The organism is Streptomyces camelliae (assembly GCF_027625935.1).
In the GTDB taxonomy this organism is placed as follows: domain Bacteria; phylum Actinomycetota; class Actinomycetes; order Streptomycetales; family Streptomycetaceae; genus Streptomyces; species Streptomyces camelliae.
Genome location: NZ_CP115300.1, coordinates 9,265,881 through 9,289,511 on the forward strand (window position 1 = coordinate 9,265,881; position 23,631 = coordinate 9,289,511).

Here is a 23,631-nt window from a genome sequence, read left to right on the forward strand (position 1 = left end):
CCAAAGCGAAACGCCGCTGACCATGCTGCTGCCTGCCGCACGATCAGCCTTCACCCGCCTCGCGGAGGGGCTCGGCGGCACGGAGTGCTGCGGATACGCGCTGTACTCCGATGCGGCGGCGATGACGGTCTGCTGCGCGGTCAACACACGGGATCATCTGGCCCGCAGCCAGGCCGCCGATCCCGACGACGCGGAGTACTACCGGTGGAGCCCGGCCGAATGGGCGCACGAGGGGGTGGGCCACGAGTACTTCACCGAGGTGAACCGGCACCTGCTCACACGCTCCATCACTCTCGGCGGCCTGGAGCTGTGCCAGTGGCGCGACAGTGTGTACGAGGCGTGCGTGGTGACCTTGGAGACACTGTTGGCGGAGGACATCCTCGAGCGGGACGACGACACCGTCGTGGTATTCGCCGTCTCCGACCACACGGACGCGGAACGGGAGGCGGGCTGGATCCGCCGTCTCAACCCGCCGCACCAGACCCGGCGTTTCACCCGCTGGTCAGCTGCGCCCCATTACGCTCTGTCATGCTTCGGGGAATGAGGCATCAGCAGATCCTGGACAAGCTCGCGGCTCGGGGAATCGTCCAGGCGATGAATGAGGATGTGGCTCGGTGGACCAGCGAGCAGATGTCATACCGCGGCCGGTCGCATACAGAGGTCCAGAAGACGGTGATACCGCCGCTCCTCACACGTTGGCGTTGCCTGCTCGACGCCGCTGACGCCACAGCGGCGGCCAAGGACGTCGGGTGGGTGGCGCTGGCCACCTTGCTGCACAAGTACGGATTCCACGACAGCGCCATCACCGCGAGAGCCTTGACCTCCATCGACGAACTCAACCATCACGTCGTCCTGTCCGACGCGTTCGAAAGACAGTCCCCGGCGATTAGAGCACTGCTGCGGTCGGCGCCGACACCACTGACGCGTCGGCCGCGCAATCCCAGAACAGTCACCTTCCTACGCCCCGGCGATGTCGTCTCCATCCAACTCGCCAACCGCTTCCACGCCGCCTTCGTCCACGGGCTGCACGGCGCGAATGAATTCCCGGTAATCGAGTTCTACGCCGGCTCCTTCACCCAGCCGCCCACCATGGCACAGCTAGCAGGCCGGCCAGCGGCCCGAGCAGGCGCTCGTGCCCGCTTCGGGGTCGTGGGCCTGACCTACCTGCCCGACCCTGCCCATCAAGTGGTGGCACTGGCCTCGCAGCACTCCAAGGCACCGCCCGGAGGCGATCCCCAGGCAGGCGGCGGCCTGTGGAGCTTGACTGACATCATCGCCTTGCCAATGACCACGGCGGCACTCTTCGACGGCGACCGGGAGTAGTACCTCCAAATCGGCGGTCGGGTCTCATGCTGCAGGGTCGGTACGGTGAGGCGCGAGGACCTCCAGCACGGGTATCGGCATGCCCGCGACCAGCAACGATCACCCAACCGAGACTTCCGTTCGACGAGCACGGCCCAAGATCGGAAAGACAACAACCTCTCAAGCTCACTCAGAGCAAGGCCGTCACCGGGTAGCCGTGAGGACGTCCAGGAATCGCGCGTGGTCGACCGAGACCGAGATCCGTGTCCGGGTGCCGGCCGCCGGGCGTGCACCCCAGGCGCCGCGCTCGCGGTATACCTCGACCTCGCGGAACGCGCAGATGGATTCGTCGAGCGCCACGGCCGCCGCGAGCGGGTCATGGAAGGCCTTGCCGGCGCGGCGCTTGGCCAGGTAGACCTCCATGCCCTCCCGCACGAGCGCCATCCCGGGTGTGAGCCGCCGCGCCGACAGGGCGGCGTGCATCGCGCCGTCGTAGACAACGCCGTGGCAGACGTTCTTCGAGACGAGCACCCGCTCACCGACGTGGGGCGACTCCAGCAGCTTCAACGCCGCCTGCGGAGCGCCGTTGAAGTTGTACGTCCCGCAGGTCTCGCGTCCTTCGAACTTGGGGAGCCGGTGTTCGGGCGGGACGACGGAGTCGCCGGCGAAGCCGCCCTGCGCGACCCAGCGGGCGATGCGCACGTCCGGTTTCCGTTCCAGGAGCATGCCGGGATTCTTCAGCGGCGCCCCCGTGAGCAGCGTCGCGTCCTCGCTGGCGAAGGTGTCCCGGAGCAACTGCCAGGCCTCGGCGTCGGGTTCGCGGGGCGGAACTTTCCCAAGCCATCGGCGATGAAAGCCCGACACCGGCTTCACGTCAGCACCGGGCCGGTACGCGCCGACCGGTACGGTCACCCCAAGGCGCCCGAGGAGGTGCTTGACGATACCGACCTGCTCATCCGATCCAGGCATGACCGTCACGGCCACCAGGCGCGCCCACGGATGGGTCGCGAGGGCACACAGGGTGAAGACGTCGTCGGGGTCGCCGGTCTCCATGTCGAACGCGATCGGGATTGCCATTCCCGCGACCATACCGATCCGACGGAACGTGTCCAACGGAATATCGGCGAGACAGGCACGCTCGGCCGGTCAGCAGCCGCCACCTCAGGCGGCGCAGTTGAGTGAGGTCATCCCTCATCAAGGTCTCCTTGGGGGAAAATTCGCAATGCCGCGCCCGCAACACGGCGGGCGCGGCACTGGTGGTGGTGATCAGGGCTGGGCGGTGTCGTCGACGACCACGAGGAACTGATCAGTGCCGAGGTCCATGACGACCTGGGCGCGCAGTCCCTGCTGTCGCCGGGCGGCGGCGTATTCGTCGGCCGGCCGGGAGCCTCGGGGGTGGCCGGCGGGGAAGCGCTCCAGCACCGTGCGCTGCTGGTGGTCAGAGGTCGGGGTCGGCGTGGTCACGGCTCTGGGTCCTCAGGGCCGGGGACGTCGCCGAACACGTCGTCCATCGCCTGTGTGACAGCGGGCCGGTTTTCGGGCCGGGCCGCGTTGGGGACCGCGTTGGTGAGGTCGATCAGGTCGACGTCCTCGAACAACTCGGTCAGGTCCGCGATGGTCTCCGGGTCCAGGACGACGTCGTCGCTCCGCGCTGGTTGGCGCGTCGGGGCGGAGCCAGTTGCTGACGTCGACGGCCAGGACCAGGCGCCCGTCGGCGGCCCGCGGCATCGGCAGACCGGCCAGCACCTGCCGCAACCGAGGCACATCCACGCTCCCGCGGTTCAACGCCTCGTACATCGCGCCGTGCCCACGCCGGTGCTCGGCCACCAGCGTGAGGTCCACCGGCGAGGTTACGGACCGTCCAAGCACAGCAGCGCGTCGGCCAGCTCGAACAGTTCGTCCCCGCGGGCGGTCAGGCAGTCGACGAAGTCGACCCGGAAGCGTGACGCTTCGGCGAACGCCTCCCCAGGACCGGTATCAGGCGGCAGACTCACCCTCACGGCCTTCGTCTCGATCGGTGCACCTTGGTCGGAGCACATGATCAGGCGAAGGCCGCTTCAATGTCCGGCAAATGCCCAGGTGAGTGATCCAGTTCGAGATGTCGTTCGATGCCAGGAGCCAGGCACGGGCGCTGATGACTCAGCTAGCGAGCAGGGCTTGCATCCACTGGTCTTCGCGTTGCTCGATGTATTCGGCGTCGTTTCGCCAAGCGTCGCCGTGGCCTTCAGCCCACAGCCTTGCCCAGGGCTGGGCTCCTTGGGCTGCCTGGTCGCGCAGGAAGTCGTGCATGGAACGCGTACGGCGCCCCAGCAGAGGCACCAACCGACGGCGTTCGGACTCAGCCAGACCGTAGGCGTCGGCGAAGACTCGCAGTCGGTCCGCCGCGTCCGCGCTCTGCCAGTCCGGATGCGCGGACAGCGGGATGAACCCGTGAATGGCGTATGCGACATCCCACAGGCGCGAGCCGGGACCTGCAGCGTCCCAGTCGATGAAGGCCCACCGCGCCTCGTCTGCGACCACGAGGTTCCAGGGGGCCAGGTCGTTATGGGCGATGATGTCACTGTCCTCAGCGGGGATCAGTGTCTGCCACCGCGCATCGGAGGGCGCCGTGAAGTCCTGCACGGCGTCGTGGAAGTCCCGGATCAGCCGTGCCACGCGAGCCAGTTGTCGAGCGGGTTCCATCAGCGAGAACCGGCCGGGCCAGACCACATCTCCCAGCATGAAGGTCAGGACCTCACGCCCCTGATCGTCAATGCCGAGCGGACGAGGCGCCGCGCCGAAGCCCACCTCGTGCAGGTGGGCAAGCAGGGCATGCACAGCGGGAGTCCATGGTCCGGTCGGACGGCGAACGGTGTCCCCGACGCGAACGACACCATCACTGACGTTGCCACCGGACAAAGGCTGTTCATCATCGTGCCGCATCGAACCAGTGTGTCGGATCAGCTCGTCGTGATCACCCCATTAAGGGGGAGCGTCAGAGTAGGGACGGAGGTTAAAAAACAAGGTTAGTGCCCGTTCCTGAACCTCAAAGCCATATGCCAGACCACGAATATCCGAAAAGAGAGGCTCGTGAAAGCGTTCGCCGAGAGGTCACGGCGACCGTTTTCGCGGGCCGCCGCACGCTCACAGTCTCCATACGGGTGAACGGCTCCGCGTTGATGGATCATGGCTGCGGTGGGGCCGGTTGACTAGTGGGTACGTCACGCCTTCCAGGAGGACCGCCATGCTTGGCCGGACTGTGCTCGCCGCCACCGCACTTGCCGCTAGCGTGCTGACCACACCAGCAGTACTCACTGACGCCCACGCGGCAGCAGTCGGCCCCGTAGGCCTGACCAACGCCGACAACGGCAGGACAGTCACCGTCAAATCCGGCGGCGCGGTCAACGTGCACCTCAAAGCCGTCCCGGGTAGCGGGGTGAAGTGGGTGTGGGACGAGCCCACGGCCTCCGACGACCAGGTTCTGTCACGGTCTTCTGGCCGCACGGTTGCCAGCGGCGACGCCGAAGCCACCTTCGCCGCCGAAGCGGACGGGCACAGCACCATCACCGCGCACCGCCGCTGCGTCGTCACGGCTCCTGGGCATAGCTGCCCCTCCGTCGTATCCCTCTGGAAGACCACCGTCGACGTCAGCTGACGGCTTGCCTCCGCCAGCCTCCAGGGTGCCGTTCGCCGAACGGCCACCGTGACCGCACCGGTGCGGCCCGGCGCCGGTCGGGCCGCGAGTGAGCAATCGTCAAGACCTGTGGATGAGCTGAAGGAAATCGGGTTGTCGTTCACGTGTAGCAGGCCGAACGATCGCGCCTTGTGACGACTGCTGATGAGAAGCCGCTGTTCGATGGCGCCAGGCCGGTCGCGTTGGTGACCGGCGTCGGCCGGTCCATCGGAATCGGTGCGGGGATCGCCCGCCGACTGGCCGAAGCGGGCTGGAACGTCGCCTTCACGTACTGGACGTCGTACGACGCGCGTATGGCCCGGTGTGACGAAGAGCGATAGATGGTCTCGCAACATTCAGTAGCCGGTGGTCAGCAGCTTGCGAAGAAGGGTTGTTGGCCCCGATGGCGGACGACAGGTGGCCCCGAAGGGCATCGGCTGGTCCTGCTATGGGGGCCGGCCACAGCCCGACCGCCGACAAGGCCATGCGGCCACGGTTACCGGTCAGAACGCTCAAGGCCGGCGCGCCCACTGATCTGCTCTGTGGCTGGCGTTCGGACGAAACGGCGCGGAACAGGGTCGAGTCCTGACTACGGCCTGGCCGTGCCGGTGGAGTCTCCGGAGGGACAGGTGACGGCCCAGGCCGCCTCGATCATCTGAAAGATCTCGCCCACCGTGGCCTGCGGATCGGCCGCCTCACGGGCCAGCGAATAGGCGTCGATCACGAACCTCGCGATCGCCCGGCAGGCCGTTGGGGTCCCTGACAGGTCGGGATCGGCGGCGATGGCCGTTGCCAACGACTCCGCGTGGCGCAGCCGCATCGACTCTTCGTACTCCCGCAGGGCGGGTGATGCGTCGATCATGCGCCAGATCGGGGCGGCGCTGTCCGCTGTGCAGTGTCGCACCAGGGACTGGATCTCGCGGCGCAGCGCGGGGACGAGCGGCTCGTGCGGCGCCCGGTCGGTGACCGCCCGCGTGAGGCGCTGCTCGAAGTCTTCGTCCTGTTCGAAGACCAGGGCCTCTTTCGAGGCGAAGTGGGAGAACAGCGTGGTAACGGCCACGTCGGCCTCGGCGGCCACGTCACGGATGCCCACCGCGTCGTACCCGTGCTCCAGGAAGAGCCGCAGGGCGGTGTCAGCGATCTTCTGGCGGGTCGCGGCCTTCTTGCGCTCACGGCGTCCGGTCGGCACAGTCATGCCTTCACACTATCAGGTACAAATCCATAACGAATTCAAAATCCTAACCGTTAGTGTTACGGTCGCCGCATGAAGAAGGTGACTTTCGCCGAGTTCGGCGGTCCGGACGTTCTGCAACTCATAGATGCCGAGGATCCCCACGCGGGCCCCGGCCAGATCCGCATCGCCGTACGGGCGGCAGGCGTGAACCCCGTCGACTGGAGGCTCCGTGAAGGCCAGGTCCTGGGGGCCCATCCGATCGAGTTGCCCGCCGGAGTCGGGCAGGACGCCGCCGGGGTGGTGGACGAGGTCGGTGAAGGCGTCGAAGAAGTCGAGGTCGGCGACCGCGTCTTCGGCGAAGGCGCAAGCACGTATGCCGAGTTCGCCGTGCTGTCGGCCTGGGCCCGTATGCCCAAGGGCCTGACGTTCGAAGAGGCGGCCGGCTACCCCTCCGTGATGGAGACCGCGCTGCGCATCATCCGCGAGGTCGGTGTGCGCTCCGGGCAGACGCTGCTGGTCAGCGGCGCGTCCGGGGGAGTCGGATCAGCGGTGCTGCAGATCGCCCGCGACCGCGGCATCACGGTGATCGGGACCGCTGGGGCGGCCAACCAGGGCTATCTGCGCAGCCTGGGCGCCCTCGCCACGACATACGGCGAAGGGTGGGTCGAGCGGGTGCGGCAGCTCGGCCATGTCGACACAGCCCTCGACCTGGCCGGCTCGGGCGTGATCCGCGAGCTCGTCGAACTGACCGGGGACCCGCAGAAGGTGGTCTCCATCGCCGATCTCGGTGCGCCGGAGCTCGGTGTCCGATTCTCCGGCGTCGCCGGGAGCATGCCAGAAGCGCTCGCCGAAGCCGTCGACCTCATCTCGCGGGGAAAGCTCCACATCCCGGTCGAGAAGTCGTACACGCTTGCCGAGGCCGCGGCGGCGCACATCGACAGCCAGGCCGGTCACACACGCGGGCGACGGGTCCTGGTTATCTGAAAACCAGCTGCGCGTCGTCCTCAAGCAGAAATTGAGGACGACGCCGGCCAGGATCCCGCTACTTGATCGGAAGACAGCGGGCCCACGTCGCAGCGGGGCCAACAACCGATCGGAAGGGCCAACTACCGGTCGACGTCATAATTCGCACCATCCGTTCAGGGAGGGAGAGTTCTCCGTCCTCTGTCCACAGGCCAGTCCGCCGACCATGCGGGAACGACGCCGCGAGTCGCGCGGCGTCCTTCGAGCGGAGAACTTGATGCCGTACCTGATCCCGTCCCGTACACCGCTGACGCCCGAACAGGTGGAGCGGGCTTCGACTACCTCCTGGCACTGCAGATGGGTGGCGGTGCCGCTGTCGCCGGGCGGGCGGAAGCGGACCCGGAGCTGGCGTTCATCCTGCTACGGCTGGCCGAGGACATCGTCCGGCCCGTCACGGCCGTGGACGATGCCGCGCCGTCGCAGCCAGGTGCGGATGGCTTTGGAGCTGTAGCCCTTGTCACCCAGTACATGGGCGGGCCGCACACGGGGTCGTCCCGGGCCGATGCGGGGCACCCGTATCGCTTCCATCACGGCGGTGAACTGGGTGCAGTCGTTGGTGTTGCCGCCCGTCACGGTGAACGCGAGCGGGCGGCCGAAGGCGTCGCAGGCGAGATGAATTTTGCTGGTCAGGCCGCCTCGGGAGCGTCCGAGACCGGGGCTGCGAAGCCCCCTTTTCGGGCCCCGGCGGCGTGCTGGTGGGCGCGGACGATGGTGGAGTCGACCGACACCAGCCAGTCGACATCCCCCACTGCGTCCGCCTGCGCCTGGGCGGCCTTGAGCATCCGCTCGAAGGTGCCGTCCGCCGCCCACCGGCGGAAGTGGGTATGCAGCGTGGCCCACGGCCCGTACCGCTCGGGCACATCCCGCCAGGCCGTCCCGGTGCGGAACTTCCACACGATCCCGTTGAGGACCCTTCGGTCGTCCAACCTCTTGCGTCCCCGCAAGGACGCGGGCAGCAGCGGCCGAACGAACTCCCACTCGGCATCGGACAGTTCATGGCGACGTATCACCCAACCATGATCCACTACTCAAGATCATTTGAAGACACGACCTAGGACTCTGCCTTCTTTTGCTGGCGAGTAGTTCGCTGGAGCCGCAGACAGCGCTCAGTGTGGGCAAGCGCCGCGAGGGTCAGTGCGGTGGCTTCGCCGCCGTCCTCGTCGATATCGCGGTAGACGACCGCGGCGGCGCTGTGGACGGTGATGGCGTCGTCGAATCGACGCGCCGCCCACAAGGCGCCGCCGAGCATGTTCAATGCGTGGGCTTCGCGGTGTTGGTCGCCGATCTTGCGGTAGATGGCGGCGGCCTGGGTATGGGTTTCGATCGCCTCAGTGAACTGCTGCACCGCCTGCTGGGCGAGGGCGAGGTTGTGCAGCGCTACGCCTTCGCCGTGCCGGTCACCGATCTCACGGCAGATGGCCAAGGACTGAGTGTGGGCGTCGATCGCCTTAGCGAACCGGCGCTCGTCATGGAGGGCACTGCCGAGGTTACTCAAAGCATGGGCTTCGTTCGGCCGGTCGCCGGTCTCGCGCATGATCGTCAGGGCTGTAGCGGTGACATTGATCAAGTCGGTAAATGCGCGGCGCTGGCTGAGGTACTGGGCAAGAGTGAAAGCCAGTTTCGCGCTGGTGATGGGATGCCCGAGGCTGTGGGCTGTCGTGGCGGTGGCGATGAGATTGTCGCGTTCGGCGTCCAACCAAACCAGTGCGTCCGCCCGGCCCGTGAAGCGCGGTGTGCCCGTCCCGGGCCCGGTGGACAGATGGGTGTTGGCGGCCTGGGCGGTTTCTTCGTAGTGACCGAAGAGGCGGGCTTGGGCGTGGTCGCGCCAGTCTTTGTCCCCGCAAGCGTGCCCTTGGTCGTCGGCGTAGAGGCGGACCAGGTCGTGCAGCCGCCATCTTCCCCAGATCTGTCCGGGTTCGACGAGGTGGGCGCGGGCCAAGTCCTGCAGCACCACTTCCACGTTGGTTTCGTCCGCGTTGGTGCCGGTGAGGTGAGTGGCGGCTTCGGTGGAGATGTCGGGGCGGGTTGAGCGGCAGGAGCCGGAACAGGCGGGCGTGGGCGTCGGCAAGGTGCTGGTAGGACAGGTCGAAGACCTTGCGGACCGCGTCTTCTTCGCGGCGTAGCCGATCCACCCTTGAATGCTGGTCCTGGAGGGCCTTGGCGAGGGAGGCGAGGGGGCGGGTGGGGGTGTCGGCGAGGAGGGCGGAGGCGATCTGCAGCGCCAGCGGCAGCCCCGCGCACAGCTGAGCGATCTCCCGGGCCGCGTCCGGCTGCTCGTCCACCCGGACGTCGGCGCTGCCGCGGGCGTACCGGAGCGCCCGGCGGAGCAGATCGACCGAAGCTGTCTCGTCGAGGACGTTCAAGTCGTGCAGGCGGGCGCCCAGGGCGAGGTTGTGGCGCGAGGTAATCAGCGCCGCGGTGGCACCGTCGGTCGGCAGCAGAGGGCGCGCCTGTTCAGCAGTGGAGGCGTTGTCGATGACGACCAGGATGTGTCGACGGTCAAACAATTCCCCACGATCTGCATGATCGGCGTCAGCCAATTCCCCACCCCTGTGGTCACGACTCCCCATGGGGACGCTGACCGTCGATGGTGCCGCTGAACACGCTCGAACTAGCCTGATGTTCCCTGTTTCGGGTGGTTTGCGAAACTTCTAGATCTTCCTTGCGAATCGGTCGGGTTCCCCATGGGCATGCCGGTGCCCGGGTTGAGGGTCCTGGCCTCTCGGAGCCGCCGCGGTCCCTCGATCTGCGAGCCGAGAGGCCGACGGACGCACCGGATGGCAAGGAGAACATTCACCGTGGTCGACATCGTCGAGATCTACGTGCACTGGTACGCGGGCCGGTCCAAGAGCCAGGTGTCCGCCTCGCTGGGAGTGGACCGCAAGACGATCAGGAAGTACCTGGCGCCGGCGGAGGCGGCCGGGATCACTCCGGGAGGGCCGCCGATGAGCGAGGCGGACTGGGCCAAACTGCTCAAGAGCTGGTTCCCGGAGCTGGCCAGCCGGAGGCTGAACCAGGTGCGGTGGGCAGAGATCGAGCCGCACCGGGACTACGTCAAGAGGCTGCTGGAGACCACGACGGTCACCACGATCCACCAACGGCTCCGGGACGAGGGCAAGTTGAAGGTGTCGCTGTCGACTTTCCGCCGCTGGGTGCACGAGAACCTGCCCGAGGAGGCCGCCCGCTCGAAGGTCACGGTGCTGCGGGAGAACGTCGAGCCGGGCTCGGAGGCCCAGATCGACTACGGGTTCCTGGGGCAGTGGATCAACCCGGCGACCGGGAAGCGGCACCGGATCTGGGCGTTCGTGATGGTGCTGCCTGCCTCGCGTCACATGTTCGTCCGCCCGGTGGCCCACATGGACCAGCACGCCTGGACCGAAGCGCACGCGGAAGCCTTCCGCTTCTTCGGCGGCATCCCGCGGCGTCTGGTGCCGGACAACCTCAAGACCGGGGTGGACAAGCCGGACCTCTACGACCCGCAGATCAACAAGTCGTACGCCGAACTCGCCTCCTACTACGGCACGTTGGTGGATCCGGCTCGCGCCGCGAAGCCGAAGGACAAGCCCAGAGTGGAGCGGCCCATGCCCTATGTCCGCGACTCGTTCTGGAGCGGGCGGACGTTCACCTCACTGGAGCACATGCAGGCCGAGGCCCTGCGCTGGGCGAGAAACGTCGCCGGTCAGCGGCAGTGCCGGCCGCTGGACGGTGCGAAGCCGCTGTGCGTGTTCGAGGCGGTGGAGGCCGAGGCCCTGCTGCCGCTGCCGGAGGAGCCGTTCGTGCTGGCCAGATGGTCGAAGGCGACGGTCGGCCCGGACATCCACATCAAGGTCGGCCGCACCCTCTACTCGGTGCCCTGGAAACTGATCGGACGCCGCGTCGATGTCCGCTCCACCGCTGCCACGGTGCAGGTCTTCCACGAGGGCGAGCTGGTCAAGACCCATGCCGCCCTGGAGCAGGGCAAACGCACTGACAAGAACGACTACCCGCCCGAGAAGATCGCTTTCCAGATGCGGACGCCGATCTGGTGCCGCGGCCAGGCATCCCAGGTCGGGGACGCCTGCCGGGAGGTGATCGACCAGCTCCTGGAGGTCAACGCCCTCTACCGGCTCCGCGCAGCCCAAGGGGTCCTGGGCTTGCGCAAGAAGTACGGCGACGTCCGGCTGGAGGCCGCCTGCCGCAAGGCGATCGCGGTCGGCGACCCGTCTTACCGCACCGTCAAGGGCATCCTGGTCGCCGGCACCGAGACCGATCCGGAACCCGAGACCGGCGACGCCGGAGCCGCGGCCTTCCTGCACGGGCCCGAGGGGCTGTTCGCCGCCACCGTCCCCACCCAGACGCCCGGCAGCGTCCACGACGACCAGGGCCACGGTGGACGCCGCGGAGGCCGCCCGATGAGCGTGATGACCACCGCCCTGCGCGATTCCCTCAAGGCCCTGCGGCTGTCCGGCATGCTCGAAACCCTCGACGCCCGCCTCACCCAGGCCCAGAAAGGCGAACTCGGACACCTCGACTTCCTTCAGGTCCTCTGTCACGACGAGATCACCCGACGCGAGAGCGTCGCGCTCGAACGCCGCCTGCGCAAAGCCAAGTTCGAGCAGCAGGCCACCCTGGAGGGCTTCGACTTCAACGCCTCCCCGAAACTGCCCGCCGCCCAGATCCGCGACCTCGCGGCCCTGCGCTGGCTCCACTCTGGCGAGTCCGTCATTCTGTTCGGGCCTGTCGTTATCAACGGGGCCTCATCCGCTCTCTTCTATGTCAATGACGAGCGTGACTGAGCTGTCGTTGCCTCGTTGTTGAAGTGCTATCAGCGGGAGTTCTACAACGAGATGTGACGGCAGCATAGTGGCGTACAGCTTGGCGGTCCGGCCATCGAGCGGGCAGCGGACGTGGACCGTGGTCGACGAGAAGTACCGGACGGTGGCACCGGTCGAGGACTGGCTGGAGGCCCACCGGCAGCTGTGGTCACCGAACACCGTCCGTGGGTATTCCACCTCGCTGGCCCAGTGGTGGACGTTCCTGGAACAGCGCGGTGAGAGCGCGAAGTGGGCCGATCTCGGAGTCCCAGCCGTGGCCGGGTTCCTGTCCTGGCTGCGCAACGGCCGCTCCGTCGAGCAGGCCCTGGTCGAACCTGTCGAGGCTCCGGCAGCGGAGACGTTGGAGGCCAGGCTCGCCGCGCTGATCTCTTTCTACCGCTGGCAGGAGGCAGTCTTCTCCGTGCCGGTCGCGGGCCGGCTGATGCGCGGGGCGCCACGCCGGGCTCCGGCCCGGGGACTGCTTGCGCACCTGGATACCCGGAACGCGCCCGGCCCGTCCTCGCTGGTCCGCGTCCGCCGACACCGACACCGTGGGCGGCCGCCCCTGCTGCTGCCGACCGAGATTCAGGCGATCCTGGACGGCTGCGCGAGGCCGGATGCCTCGGTCGGCGAGTGGGCGGGGAACCTGCGGGACCGACTGCTGTTCGCGCTCCTCGCGGAGACCGGGATGCGCCTGGGCGAGGCCCTCGGATTGCGGATCAGTGACTTTGTCATGGGCCGCGGTGGCACTCCCTACGTCGAGATCGTCCCGCGCGAGGACAACCCGAACGGGGCGAGGGTGAAGATGATGCGCCCTCGCCGGGTCCATGTCGGCAACGATCTGGAGCGACTGTTCGCCGACTACCTGACCCATCTGGCCTGCCGAGCTGCCGAGTTGGGCATGGAGATCAGTACGGATTCACCGTTACTGGTGAATCTGACCCGGCCGCCATTGCTGGCCTCGCTGCGGGAGGGGACGGTGCGGGACAAGACCGCCGCGCTGCGCAAGAAGCGTCTGGGACCGGCCGGGTGGACGCCGCACTGGTTCCGGCACAGCCACGCGACTGCGCTGCTGCTGGCTGGAACCCCTGAGTGGGTGGTCTCCCGCCGTCTGGGTCACACACACGTGCAGACCACGCTTGACCTCTATGGCTGGGTCCGTGAGGACGAGGCCCTGCGGGCAGCAGCGAACTGGAAGTCGTATGCCGCCGGATGGCAGGTGACCGATGGCCGGTGACCGCCACCTCCGCCCCGCCCAGGAAGCTGATCCCGTCTGGCGGCTCTGGCAGGGGCTGCCGCCCGAGTGGCGTGGGCCGGTGATTGGCCCGGGCATCGCGGACTGGGACAAGTACACGGAGAACGACGACCGCCGCGTGAACCTGGTCGGTCTGCCGGAGGTGATGATCGCCGAGCTGGCGTGGATGGCCCACTGGCAGGCGATGGACGGCACTCGCTCCTCTGTGCTTGCGACGAACCAGCTGGCCAACATCGTGCGCCGGGCGATGCGGGAGAACCGCCCCTTCCCTTCCTCCATCCGTCAGATGGACTGGCAGACCGCGTTCGCCCTGCAGGGCTGGTTCTATGCCACCCGGTGGGGGCGGCTCGCCCCGCCGGACGCCCGAGCCCGGCTGAGGGTCATCTTCCGCTTCGCCCGCCTCGCGCTGATCGCCCGCTGCCACGACGGCCCCTGCTGGGAACTGGACGACTGGAACCCTCGGTGCGATCCCAGGATCCCGCTCACGGACAGGGAACCGCTGGGGAATTACGGATGCTCACCCGGGCATATCACCACCGAGTGGCTGCGGCCCGCGGTCAAGTGGTGCCTGGGAACCCAGCTGGAGGCCGGCACTCTGCGGTGGACCACCGTGAGCCAGCAACGCCTGAAGTGCCTGCGGCGCTTCGACAACTGGCTGACCGCCGCCTTCACCGACCCCGCCGAGGCTCTTGGCGACCCTGCGGCCGCCGCCGGGCAGGCAGCCGCCTTCCGCCGGTGGGTCAGCGACCCCCGCAACCGGATGACCCGCGAGTCAGACAGCCGTCACTTCGACAAGCGCATCCATCCCCGCCAGCTCAACGACGACCTACGGGCCGTGGCCGAGCTGTTCGCGTTCGCTGCCGCCGATCCCGCCCAGACCCAGGCCGTGCTGGGCCCCGGCCCCTGGGACCGCGTCACCGACACCCACGCTGCCGCCTGGCTGCGACAGGTCACCCGGATCCCGCACCAGCGCGAGCTCAATGACGAGCACTACGTCGATGACCACGCCCTTACCCAGATCCCGGCCGCGCTGCCCCTGCTTGCTCTGCCTCGCGACCAGCAGATGCCCATCACCCGGGGCGACAGGAGCGAGGTTTTGGCCCACGGTTTCGACGACCCGCAGGCTATGCGCATGATCCTGCTGCAGGTCCTCACCGGCCGACGGTCCAGCGAGATCCGCACCTGTCGATTCGACTGCCTCTCCGCGGTCCCCGGCGCAACAGTCGACGCCGCCGAGAACGAGCAGATCGCCCGCTTCCACTACGCCCAAAGCAAGATCGACATCGCGCCGGACAACATCCTCGTCGACCGGGAAGTCGTCGCTGTGATCGAAGAACAGCAACAGTGGGTCCGGGAGTCCTTCCCCGGCATCACTCCGTCCCACCTGTTCCTGCAGCGAACCGGAAACCGCCAGGGCGACAAGCCCTACCCATCGGGGACCTACACCTTCATGCTCCGCGAGTTCAGCAAGGTCGTGCAGATCACCGACAGCAAGGGCAGGCCCGTCAGCCTCAGCCACACCCACCGCTTCCGCCACACGAAACTGACCCGGCTTGCCGAACTCGGCCTGCCTGTCCACGTGTTGATGCGCTATGCCGGACATGCCACCCCGTCCATGACGATGCACTACATCGCCGCCCGGCAGGAGCATGCCGAGCAGGCGTTCTTGGCCACCACCAAGCTCAAGGCCGACGGCACCCGCATCGTCTTCTCCCACGACGACCACGACAGCCTCCACCTGTTCAACCGCGCCGACCGGTTCCTGCCCCACGGCTGGTGCCTGCTGCCGCCCCTGCAGACCTGCGACAAGGGAAACGCCTGCCTGACCTGCTCGGTCTTCGTCACCGACGCCTCCCACCAACCCGCCCTAGAACGTCAACTCAGCGAGACGCAAGCACTAATCGACCGCGCTGACGCCACCTTCCAGGAGCGTCACGGTCACCCGATGCCCGAGGACAACGTCTGGCTCCTCCAGCGCCGGGCCGAGCACCATGCGTTGACCCGGCTGCTGGACACCATCCGGGCCAAGCCCGGCCGCGCGGTCCAGGGCGCCGGCTGCGGCACCACCCTCACCGGCCCCGTCCCCGTCGCCCTCGATCTCGACCACCACCGAAGGATCCGGCCGTGACCGATGCCCACATCAAGCGCACCCAAGCACTCACCGCCGCGGCGAAGGCAAAGTCGCAGGCCAAGACTCAAGCCGCCGAACAGGCCATCCGGCGGCTGATCAAGCGCGGCGAGGCGATCACTTTCCAGGCCGTCCAGCGCGAGGCCGGCGTGTCCCACGCCTTCCTTTACAACCACCCTGACCTGCGCGGACGCATCGAACGTCTGCGGGCCCAGTCCCGGCCGATCCCCGCACCAACCAGGCCGGCAGACGCAGAGAACACGCTCGTTCTGGCACTGACCAGCCAGATCACCCGGCTGAAGCAGCAACACCGCCAGGAGGTCCAGGCTCTGCGGGATGCGCTGGAGCAGGCCCACGGCGAGAACCTCGATCTCCGCCGCGAGCTCGACCGCCGCGGCTTGCCTGGACAGGTCCAGGCAAACTGAAATGCTCTTGAATACCCCGTGTCAGCAGGGCTAGCGTTCTTGCACCTGCCAACACCGGCACCTTCAGGAAGTCCACATGCCTCGCCGGACACCGGGCGAGATCAGGTCCCAGCTGCCGCTGCGGGACACCAGGCACTTCAGGCGAACCGTCATCAGAGGACTGTCGGCTTCCACGAACCGGCAAATCGCCCAGTTCGAGCGCGAGCGACGCCTACCCAGAGGCGATATCGCGCTTGCCTTCCGCCGCTGGGCTCAGCGAGCCGGGCGCCGTCGCAACGCAGAAGAGTGGCACTACGGATACTCCGACGTCGCCACCGGACACATCCGCACGCTACTCGAAGTTGCCAGTTGCAACCTCCGTCCCCGCGCTCGAAGGGAACTACAGGCGGCGTTGGCGCCGATCGACGCACGCGTTCTGAAGCGCACCGTCAACGATCCATTCGCTCCACAGCACCTGCCCTGGTGGCAACGGCGCATCGAGGTCTGACCCGGGCCCGACACCAGGGTGGGGCCAGAGATCGCTCGTGCAGCCACCTGTCCTTGCTTCTATGTCTTCGTCGTCGCTACAAGGGCGATCGCCCGAACCGAGAACTTCATCCCCAGATAACTGTCGGCGTCGGGAAGACGCACGTCGCCCAGGCCCTCGGCCACCAGGCCGTCCGCCAGGGCGCGAACGTCCGCTTCGCCAAGACCAGCCGCATCCTCGCCGAGCTCGCCGGCGGCCACGCGGACCGCACCTGGGACAGGCGCATGCGCGAACTCATCCGCCCCGACCTGCTCATCCTCGACGACTTCGCCATGCGCCAGCTGTCCGCCGCCCAGGCCGACGACCTCTACGAACTCGTCTCCGAGCGGCAGGGCCGGTCCCTGATCATCACCAGCAACAGGGCGCCCAGCGACTGGTATCCCCTCTTCCCCAACCCGGTCGTCGCCGAGTCGCTGCTGGACCGGCTGATCAACTCCAGCCACCAGGTCATCATGAACGGCCCCAGCTACCGGCCCAACAAGCGGCCCAAGGGCCCCACCGAGAAGCCGGGCACACCCGCAAACGGCTGATGCGATCCCGATCCGCCACTGTCACAGGTCCTCGCTACTCTCACCGCGTCGAGATCAAGGAGGAGCAGGTGCTTGAAGGCGTGCTGATCGCGGAAAGTCTGCGGCTGGGAACGGAGTTGGCCGGAGTCCCGCTGCACATCACCAAGATCGCCAGAGTGGAGGTGAACAACGCGGCAGCCGAGCAGCCGCAGCAATGGACTCTCCTGGACTTCGCCGCCGAAGAGGCCGACGCAGAGCGTCTGGCCGAGCAGCTGGCCGCCTGCCTGGCCCCGACCGGGGGCTGGTATGTCAACTACAACACCACGGCGGAGGCGTTCGTGGTCTTCGCGGACAAGATCTTCCGCTATCCGCGCAAGGAGGCAGAAGGCCGTCGGCAGGCGCAGGACTACGCGCGCTCCATCGGTATCCCCGAGCCACAGCTGGACTGGCAGGACTGACCTGTCGGGCCCCGCCTCACCAGTGGGGCCCGACCGCTGCTACGGCCACCATCTGGGGAATTACGTGAACACGGGGGGTGGGGAATCGACTGACCGTCGACAGGCAACCGCACCGTGATATCCCGGCCCTGGACCACCGCATGGAAGAAGACACCCCCGTCGATTCGGCTCGACGTACCCGCACCCGGCTCGTGCTTGGGGGTCTCGGTCCTGGTCACGCGGCTCACTCCTGCCTCGGCGGCGTGTCGCCGTCCTCAGAAACCGCCGACGCAACGGGCGGAGGCGAGGTGGTGAAAGTGAAGCCGGAGAAGTCGCGGCCCTGCAGCACCGGCCCGTACTGGGTGCCCCCGCTGACCGTGTTCCGCGTGTCACCCTCCTCTGCTTGCGTCAGCATCGCCTGCTCGTGCCACCGCTCCAGGCCGCCCCGGAACTCCCCGTCGATCGCCGCCCGCACCGCCAGCGCCGTACTTAACGCCTGCGCCCGCCCCTCATCAGCCGGGGCCTGCTGCAATGCCACCAGCTCCGGCGCGCCGGAACTCACGACCGGCACCTGACCCGTGTCCGCACCGCACCGGAACGGCCGCTGCACCAAGGCACTCAGCCCCGACCACGCCTGCCGCCCCAACTCACCGCCGGCGCCGCCCGCCACCGCCACCAGCAACCCAACCGACACTGGATCCATCAGGATCACCCCCGTACACACGCGTTCACTGGAGGGGACACGTTACGAGAAGCCGCGGTTCCCACAAGGTCAATCAGGCCACGGCCCAGACTCTCTCCTGCTTCCAGTGCAGGGCACGGTGTGTGGGTCGACGGCGTATGGGGTGGGAGCTGGGGGGAGAGCGGTGGGTTGAGGTGGTACGACGGCGCGGGAGCACAACGTTCGCATGCGTCGCCATCGCGCTGCCAGTCACTGTGGACGGCTACAGGAGGACTTCACTCTTCGTGGTCCGAGAGCGTAGCGGTGGGTCTTTCGCCTCTCTGAGCTTGCTGGATGCGCGCTGCCTCCATGCGTGCCAGGGAGAACAGCATGTGCGGATCGGCCTTGTCCTTGTGGGTGTAAACCACTTCAGCGGCCACGGTGCCGACGCGCATCACAACGGCAGTGAACGGATCTCCGGTCCACTTGTTGAACCCGGTACGCGCGACGCTGGTATCGCCGACCGTGGGCATCGAGATCTGGCGGTAACTCGTGTCATTGCTAGAGACGCTTCTGCTCTGATACCCAGCCCGAGCGATCTCCGTGTTCTCGTACGCGGTGATTTCCAAGTAGACGTTGCCCGTGTTGTCCGCATTGTTGTACTGCACGTCCGCACGGCTCGTCACTCCCGCACAGGTCGACCCTGGGGGCTTACGGCACGGTGCGTTCTTGGGCACGTCGCGGCCGTTGAGGGTTTGCACGCCAGGCTTCCAGCCGATGGGCGGGTCTGATGCAGGTTTGGGTGACAGGTTCGGTTACGCAGCCTGGAGGGCCGGTGTGGTCATGACGGTTTCGTATTCGACAGGTGTCAGCCAGCCGAGCGAGGCCTGTCGGCGGCGTCGGTGGTAGGTCCTCTCGATCCAGGTCACGATCGCGATCCGCAACTCCTCGCGGGTGGTCCAGCTCCGGCGGTCGAGGACGTTCTTCTGCAGCAGACTGAAGAAGGACTCCATGGCCGCGTTGTCGCCGGCCGCCCCGACTCTCCCTATCGATCCGACCATCCGGTGGCGATCGAGGGCCCGGACGAACTTCCGGGACCGGAACTGCGAGCCGCGATCGCTGTGCAGGATGCACCCGTCGACGTGTTCCCGTCGGGCCACGGCGTTGTCCAGGGCGGTCACGGCCAGGCGGGACTTCATCCGCGCGTCGATGGAGTAGCCCACGATCCTGTTGCTGAAGACATCCTTGATCGCGCAGAGGTACAACTTGCCTTCGGCGGTGGCGTGTTCGGTGATGTCGGCGAGCCACAGCCGGTTCGGGCCGGTCGCGGTGAAGCTGCGGCTCACGAGATCGTCGTGCACCGGCGGGCCGGCCTTCCTGCCCCGGCCACGCTTCTTGCCGAACACGCTCCACCAGTTGTTGTCCCGGCAGATCCGCCACGCGGTCCGGTCCGCCATCCGAGCCCCGGCACTACGCGCTTCATCGGCCAGGAAGCGGTAGCCGAATTCCGGGTCCTCGCGGTGAGCGTCGAACAGTGCGTTCGCGCGGTACGCCTCCTCCAGTACGGCGTCGGCCATCGGCTTGTCGAGCCAGCGGTAGTAGGGCTGTCTGGCGAGCTTCAGCACCCGGCACGTCACCGTGACGGGCACCCCGTCCACGGCCAGCTCTTTTACGAGCGGGTAGATCCTTTTCCCGGCAGATGCGCCTGCGAGAGATATGCCGCGGCCCGGCGCAGGACCTCGTTCTCCTGCTCCAGCAGCTTGATCCGCCGACGCGCTTCCCGCAGTTCCGCGCTCTCGTGGCTGGTCACCCCGGGCTTGGGCCCGTCATCGATGTCCGCCCGGCGCATCCACTTCCACAACGTCATCGGGTGGACCCCGAAATCGGTGGCCACCTGCTCGACCGTGACACCCGGGCCGCGGTTCCTCGCGACTCGCACGACGTCTTGGCGGAACTCTTCCGGATAGGGCTTGGGCACAGCGACATCCTTCCCACCCGCCCTGCAGGGCAAGCCAGTTCAGATGTCACCCGATCGTGCATCAGACCCGACCGGTGCCGTGCCACTGCCGCTACAGCCAACCATCGACAGTCCCACAGCGACCAGCATCACCGACGCCCGCACACCTGTCATCATTAGCTTGCGGTGCACCCGCTGGCCCTCCCCGTACGCCGTTTCCTCCAGAGCATAGATGTCGATCACAGGAGTCCGGGAGGGATCACTCAGCCAACGAAAGCGGTCTGCCCCTCCAGGGTGTCAAACCGTCGGAGGCCGGCTGGTGCGTGCAATGAACGCGGCACGTCCTTCACCCGGCGCACTGCCCCCTGTCTGCGCACTTGCCGCGGAGACCCAGCAGCGCAGTGACAGGTCGGCCAAGCTCTCGATGAAGTACCGGTCCGCAAGTACGGAGCCCGGAGGATGCACCTCCCGGGCGCTCATCCATTCCACCAGCAGCCCGGCAGCGCCCTGCGCCTGGCGGGGCTCGTTCATGGGAGCCCGGGTTTGCCGGCAGCGCGTTGCCCGGGTCCACATTTGATCGATGTGATTGAGGACTTCGTCGCGAAGGGCGGTCAGTTCCTCGAAGCTGATGCGAACGAGCTTGTCGAGCCGTTCCTCGGGGGAGGTTTCCTGGTAGCGGGCCATCTGCGAGGCGTGGCAGACGGCCGCGTAATCCCATACGGCCAGGCAGTCCTCTCCGCCGTCGCAGTCGAGGTCCAGGGCGGCGGCCAGGTCGGCCATGAGCGCATGGTCGTCTTCTGGAAGTGCCAGCCTTTCCAGGCCGATCAGGACCGCCAATAGGCGGGCGTTCACCTCTGCGCGCGGCGCGTCCGCGAGGTCCGGCAGACGCCGGAGGTTGATTCGCATCTGGCGCACTGCCCTGCCGTTCTCGGACAGCGTGATTTTGGCCCTCGCCTCGGCGTTCTCGTACTCGGCGTCCATCTCAGCAGCCCATTGCGGTGGCACTGCGGCGGCCTCTCGCGCCATGCGATCCTCATGTGTGAAGCGGCGGTCGAAGTACGTGCGCGCGAGAGCGACTTTCAGTGCGCTTTCCGGGATGTCCGCGCCACTGAAGAAGGCAAGCAGAGCCAGGTCGTCGTACGAGCGCCCGGGACTGGTGTGCCGGGCCAAGGCACAGACCAGGTCGCCGGTGCCGGGCGGGTAGACCGCCTCGGTTCCCGCGCCCCCCACGCGCTGGATGTCGGGTCGCGGGATCAGGCCGTGGCGGCGCCAGCGTTCTAGCTGGTACGCGCTCACCGGGTGGCCGGACGACGCGGCCAGAGACATCAGCTTGAGATCGGCACGACTGGGTGCACTTCGTGACATGAGGAAACGCTAGCCAGCAGGGCGTTGAAGCTCTCGGGCTCGGCGTGCGGGGGTCAGGGTGTACGAGGAGGACGGAGCCTTGGCTGGTACCTGGCTAGCACCAGCGGTCAGTGATGGCCTTCGCGGCCTGTTCGACGCCGGGATCCAGTGGGGAATTGGCTAGGGCTTCGGTGTCGTGTGTGCGGTGGTGATGCGTGGCGAGGTCGTAGTCGCCGACGCGGATGTGTCCCAGGAGAGGGATGCCGGCGGCGGCCATGTCGACCTCGACGAGGCGACTAAAACCTGACACGGGTTCCGCAGCGGGTTGCTTCCGGCTGCCGGTGATCATCCCGAGGAATGCGGTCGGACGGTGGTAGAGGAACTTCAGGTGCCGCTCGCGCAGGAGCGCCGCGCTCTGCTCCGGCGTGAGGGGGCGGTCGATGCGTTCCTCCGGTACGGCGCCGTGGCCAAGGGTTTCGGCGACGGGAACGCCGTTGCTCGCGGCGAGCACCACGAAGTGGTCCACAAGATCGCGTCGCGGCCAAGTCGGTTGGCCCATCAGTACGAGGGCGTCGAAATGGCGGCGTCCCAGCTGCAGGGCGTCCTGCAGTGGGCCTTCGTCAAGGGAGGGACGACGAGGATCGGTCGGCGGGTGTGACCACGGCGTGTGCTGCTCCACCAGCAGACCGCCCCGCCCGCGGTCCCTGATGTCGGCCCGCAGCAGGGTGCTGCGGTGCCCAGGCCACGCCCGCTGCCGCTCTTCGGCTGCCTTGCGTTCCCTGGCCTTGCGCGAGTACAGCCGCAGGTCGGATCCATACGGCTTGTACTTGTGCACGAGAAGAACCCGCAGGCCCTGCTGCGCCCATGCGGACGCGATCTGCACCGTGAGCGTGCCCAGTTCGCATTGCTCATCGAAAAGGAACTGCACCACCCGGCCGTGCCGCGAAGCCGGCACCATGCGGCGACGGACCTGCGTGTAGCGCACACCAGCGGCGTCCTGAGTCTTGCGGGCACGCGCCTTCGGACCGCTTGCACCGGATTTGGTCATGATGATCGATCTCCGCACCAGGGCCCCCGCTGCCCCGCAGAGTCGATAACGCGCGGGCATGAAAGAAAGGTGCGGGACCATCCCTGAACCCCACGGGCCCGGTGTCCTTCGCCTGCTGCACGCCGACGCGGGGCACCGGACACAGGCTCACGGCGTGCGCAACCTGCCGCGACCACAACGATAGTGCTGCCGCATCCCAGCCGGCCTGCGCAACGCCGTACGCCCTGCACGGGGCAGGGGTAGATGGTGTGGTGTCCCGCATCGCTCGGGGCGCTGAGTGGGCGGCTCGGCCGGGCCCGTACTCTCATCCGGCGGACGTCCTTCGGGGCGATGTCGTGTGAGCTGGGGACGGGGTAGAGGGATGTGCGTGATGGATGCGGCGGCCAAGGAGGCTGCGGTCGCTCGGTTCCTCCGCGAGTACCCGCAGGTAGAGCAAGCTGAATGCGACCACCCCGCACTGATGGGCTGCGCCGATGTCGCCTGGTCGCAGATTCCTTGCCGGAGGAGTAGTGGCGGTCGCCCTCCGGGGCGACCGAGGATCGCAACGTCCCGGCCGGGTGGATCAAGACATCCGCGATGATGTGGCGGTCGCCCTCCGGAGCGACCGAGGATCGCAACGACCGCAAGGGAGCCTGATCAGTGCAGCAGGTGCCCTGTGGCGGTCGCCATTCGGGACGACCGAGGATCACAGCGCCTCGACCACGCGGCCGTTGGGCGGCTTCGACCCCGTGGCGGTCGCTCTCCGGAGCGGCCGAGGATCGCAACTCGGGGGAGCAGATGGCGGCGACCGACGCGAACGTTTGTGGCGGTCGACCTCCGGGGCGACCGAGGATCGCAACGACGATCAGGAACTCGCTGACCTCATCAAGGCCAAGCTGTGGCGGTCGCTCTTCGGTGCGGCCGAGGATCGCAACACGACCGAGAGCAGGACCATGCGCACAGGGGAGTGGTGGCGTTCGCCCTCCGGGCGACCGAGGATCGAAACGCGCTGTACCCGGTCCGTCCCGCCCGCCCGCAGGTAGTGGCGGTCACCCTCCGGGGCGACCGAGGATCGCAACTACTTCGAGAACGCGCCGGGCCACGGCTTCAAGGCCGGGTGGCGGTCGCCCTCTGGGGCGACCGAGGATCGCAACGTCCGGGACTACGCCGCGCAGTGGACACACCCCCTGGAGTGGCGGTCGCCCTCCGGGGCGACCGAGGATCGCAACCGGGGCGTGGAGTAGCGCAGGGACGCCGAGGACAACGTGGCGGTCGCCCTCCCGGGAGGGAGGAGAGGGGCGGAACGGCAGCCCTGCCCTCACGTGGTCGAGGGACGCGCACGCCCCCAGGAGGACACCCGCGCACCGCGCCCCTAGCATGAAATTGCTGTAGGTTCGCATTCGGAGTGTCCCGTTCCG

At 67.6% G+C, this 23,631-nt stretch carries 20 protein-coding genes and 6 pseudogenes; 13 read left to right on the forward strand and 13 right to left on the reverse strand.

Translation table 11 applies throughout. From position 1 onward, the window contains the following. Positions 1–22 precede the first annotated feature (22 nt). Together O1G22_RS42805 and O1G22_RS42810 are read left to right on the forward strand one after the other, a co-directional pair. The gene (locus tag O1G22_RS42805; RefSeq protein WP_270086238.1) at positions 23–544 is read left to right on the forward strand and encodes a DUF4303 domain-containing protein; all 522 of its coding nucleotides are present in this window, start codon (positions 23–25) and stop codon (positions 542–544) included. Continuing rightward, positions 541–1,323 (forward strand): hypothetical protein, encoded by a 783-nt coding sequence (locus O1G22_RS42810; protein WP_270086239.1) that lies wholly within the window; start codon positions 541–543, stop codon positions 1,321–1,323. Before O1G22_RS42805 ends, O1G22_RS42810 begins: the two co-directional genes overlap by 4 nt. Positions 1,324–1,506: 183 nt before the next feature. Here O1G22_RS42810 and O1G22_RS42815 read toward each other — a convergent pair whose 3' ends face one another. The 5 genes and pseudogenes from O1G22_RS42815 to O1G22_RS42835 form a co-directional block, all read right to left on the reverse strand. Next, complete coding sequence (locus tag O1G22_RS42815; protein WP_270086240.1) at positions 1,507–2,379, reverse strand: nucleoside hydrolase; 873 nt, start codon at positions 2,377–2,379, stop codon at positions 1,507–1,509. 189 nt (positions 2,380–2,568) lie between these two features. Beyond that, the gene (locus O1G22_RS42820; RefSeq protein WP_270086241.1) at positions 2,569–2,766 is read right to left on the reverse strand and encodes a hypothetical protein; all 198 of its coding nucleotides are present in this window, start codon (positions 2,764–2,766) and stop codon (positions 2,569–2,571) included. Continuing rightward, positions 2,763–2,900 carry a hypothetical protein gene (locus tag O1G22_RS42825; protein ID WP_270086721.1) on the reverse strand — a complete coding sequence of 46 codons (138 nt, stop codon included), beginning with the start codon at positions 2,898–2,900 and terminating at the stop codon, positions 2,763–2,765. Before O1G22_RS42825 ends, O1G22_RS42820 begins: the two co-directional genes overlap by 4 nt. Positions 2,901–2,943: 43 nt before the next feature. Continuing rightward, a pseudogene (locus O1G22_RS42830) lies at positions 2,944–3,296 on the reverse strand (transposase); the annotation flags it as partial. A 145-nt stretch (positions 3,297–3,441) separates the two neighbouring features. Next, entirely contained in the window at positions 3,442–4,224 is a 783-nt protein-coding gene (locus tag O1G22_RS42835) for a phosphotransferase enzyme family protein (RefSeq protein WP_270086242.1), read from the reverse strand. Between the two features lie 316 nt (positions 4,225–4,540). Between O1G22_RS42835 and O1G22_RS42840 the strand changes: the two genes are divergently transcribed. Then, positions 4,541–4,936 carry a hypothetical protein gene (locus O1G22_RS42840; protein ID WP_270086243.1) on the forward strand — a complete coding sequence of 132 codons (396 nt, stop codon included), beginning with the start codon at positions 4,541–4,543 and terminating at the stop codon, positions 4,934–4,936. A gap of 170 nt (positions 4,937–5,106) precedes the next feature. Then, a pseudogene (locus O1G22_RS42845) lies at positions 5,107–5,271 on the forward strand (SDR family oxidoreductase); the annotation flags it as partial. Between the two features lie 272 nt (positions 5,272–5,543). Here O1G22_RS42845 and O1G22_RS42850 read toward each other — a convergent pair. After that, complete coding sequence (locus O1G22_RS42850; protein ID WP_270086244.1) at positions 5,544–6,149, reverse strand: TetR/AcrR family transcriptional regulator; 606 nt, start codon at positions 6,147–6,149, stop codon at positions 5,544–5,546. 69 nt (positions 6,150–6,218) lie between these two features. Here O1G22_RS42850 and O1G22_RS42855 point away from each other — a divergent pair, with 69 nt between their 5' ends. Then, the gene (locus O1G22_RS42855) at positions 6,219–7,112 is read left to right on the forward strand and encodes an NADP-dependent oxidoreductase (protein ID WP_270086245.1); all 894 of its coding nucleotides are present in this window, start codon (positions 6,219–6,221) and stop codon (positions 7,110–7,112) included. 444 nt (positions 7,113–7,556) lie between these two features. Here the strand turns inward: O1G22_RS42855 and O1G22_RS42860 are convergent. Both O1G22_RS42860 and O1G22_RS42865 read right to left on the reverse strand, forming a co-directional pair. Further along, a pseudogene (locus O1G22_RS42860) lies at positions 7,557–8,161 on the reverse strand (IS5 family transposase); the annotation flags it as partial. A gap of 41 nt (positions 8,162–8,202) precedes the next feature. Further along, the gene (locus O1G22_RS42865) at positions 8,203–9,219 is read right to left on the reverse strand and encodes a tetratricopeptide repeat protein (RefSeq protein ID WP_270086246.1); all 1,017 of its coding nucleotides are present in this window, start codon (positions 9,217–9,219) and stop codon (positions 8,203–8,205) included. 70 nt (positions 9,220–9,289) lie between these two features. Between O1G22_RS42865 and O1G22_RS45150 the strand changes: the two genes are divergently transcribed. The 8 genes and pseudogenes from O1G22_RS45150 (at position 9,290) to O1G22_RS42900 (ending at position 17,245) form a co-directional block, all read left to right on the forward strand. Next, positions 9,290–9,751, forward strand: coding sequence for a hypothetical protein (locus O1G22_RS45150; protein ID WP_270086247.1), 462 nt, complete (start codon positions 9,290–9,292; stop codon positions 9,749–9,751). A 198-nt stretch (positions 9,752–9,949) separates the two neighbouring features. After that, a pseudogene (gene istA / locus O1G22_RS42875) lies at positions 9,950–11,455 on the forward strand (IS21 family transposase); the annotation flags it as partial. Positions 11,456–11,542: 87 nt separating this feature from the next. After that, positions 11,543–11,872 (forward strand): annotated as a pseudogene (locus O1G22_RS45090) (ATP-binding protein); the annotation flags it as partial. 172 nt (positions 11,873–12,044) lie between these two features. Next, complete coding sequence (locus tag O1G22_RS42880; protein ID WP_270086249.1) at positions 12,045–13,181, forward strand: tyrosine-type recombinase/integrase; 1,137 nt, start codon at positions 12,045–12,047, stop codon at positions 13,179–13,181. Continuing rightward, positions 13,171–15,327 carry a tyrosine-type recombinase/integrase gene (locus tag O1G22_RS42885; RefSeq protein ID WP_270086250.1) on the forward strand — a complete coding sequence of 719 codons (2,157 nt, stop codon included), beginning with the start codon at positions 13,171–13,173 and terminating at the stop codon, positions 15,325–15,327. The genes O1G22_RS42880 and O1G22_RS42885 overlap by 11 nt, the downstream gene beginning before the upstream one ends. Next, complete coding sequence (locus O1G22_RS42890; protein WP_270086251.1) at positions 15,324–15,752, forward strand: DUF6262 family protein; 429 nt, start codon at positions 15,324–15,326, stop codon at positions 15,750–15,752. The genes O1G22_RS42885 and O1G22_RS42890 overlap by 4 nt, the downstream gene beginning before the upstream one ends. Before the next feature lie 609 nt (positions 15,753–16,361). Beyond that, positions 16,362–16,808 (forward strand): annotated as a pseudogene (locus tag O1G22_RS42895) (ATP-binding protein); the annotation flags it as partial. 68 nt (positions 16,809–16,876) lie between these two features. Then, positions 16,877–17,245, forward strand: a complete 369-nt coding sequence (locus tag O1G22_RS42900; RefSeq protein WP_270086253.1) for a hypothetical protein — start codon at positions 16,877–16,879, stop codon at positions 17,243–17,245. A 223-nt stretch (positions 17,246–17,468) separates the two neighbouring features. Here the strand turns inward: O1G22_RS42900 and O1G22_RS42905 are convergent, their stop codons facing one another. The 5 genes from O1G22_RS42905 to O1G22_RS42925 form a co-directional block, all read right to left on the reverse strand. Continuing rightward, on the reverse strand, positions 17,469–17,927 hold the full coding sequence (locus O1G22_RS42905) for a hypothetical protein (protein ID WP_270086688.1): 459 nt from the start codon (positions 17,925–17,927) through the stop codon (positions 17,469–17,471). A gap of 254 nt (positions 17,928–18,181) precedes the next feature. Then, positions 18,182–18,553, reverse strand: a complete 372-nt coding sequence (locus O1G22_RS42910) for a hypothetical protein (protein WP_270086254.1) — start codon at positions 18,551–18,553, stop codon at positions 18,182–18,184. Between the two features lie 147 nt (positions 18,554–18,700). Beyond that, a protein-coding gene (locus O1G22_RS42915) for an IS3 family transposase (RefSeq protein ID WP_270084189.1) occupies positions 18,701–19,863 on the reverse strand; the annotation gives its coding sequence in 2 pieces (ribosomal slippage) (positions 18,701–19,576 and positions 19,579–19,863; 1,161 coding nt in all). Positions 19,864–20,139: 276 nt separating this feature from the next. Next, entirely contained in the window at positions 20,140–21,207 is a 1,068-nt protein-coding gene (locus O1G22_RS42920) for a hypothetical protein (RefSeq protein ID WP_270086255.1), read from the reverse strand. Between the two features lie 94 nt (positions 21,208–21,301). Then, complete coding sequence (locus tag O1G22_RS42925) at positions 21,302–22,234, reverse strand: hypothetical protein (protein ID WP_270086256.1); 933 nt, start codon at positions 22,232–22,234, stop codon at positions 21,302–21,304. Positions 22,235–23,631 lie beyond the last annotated feature (1,397 nt).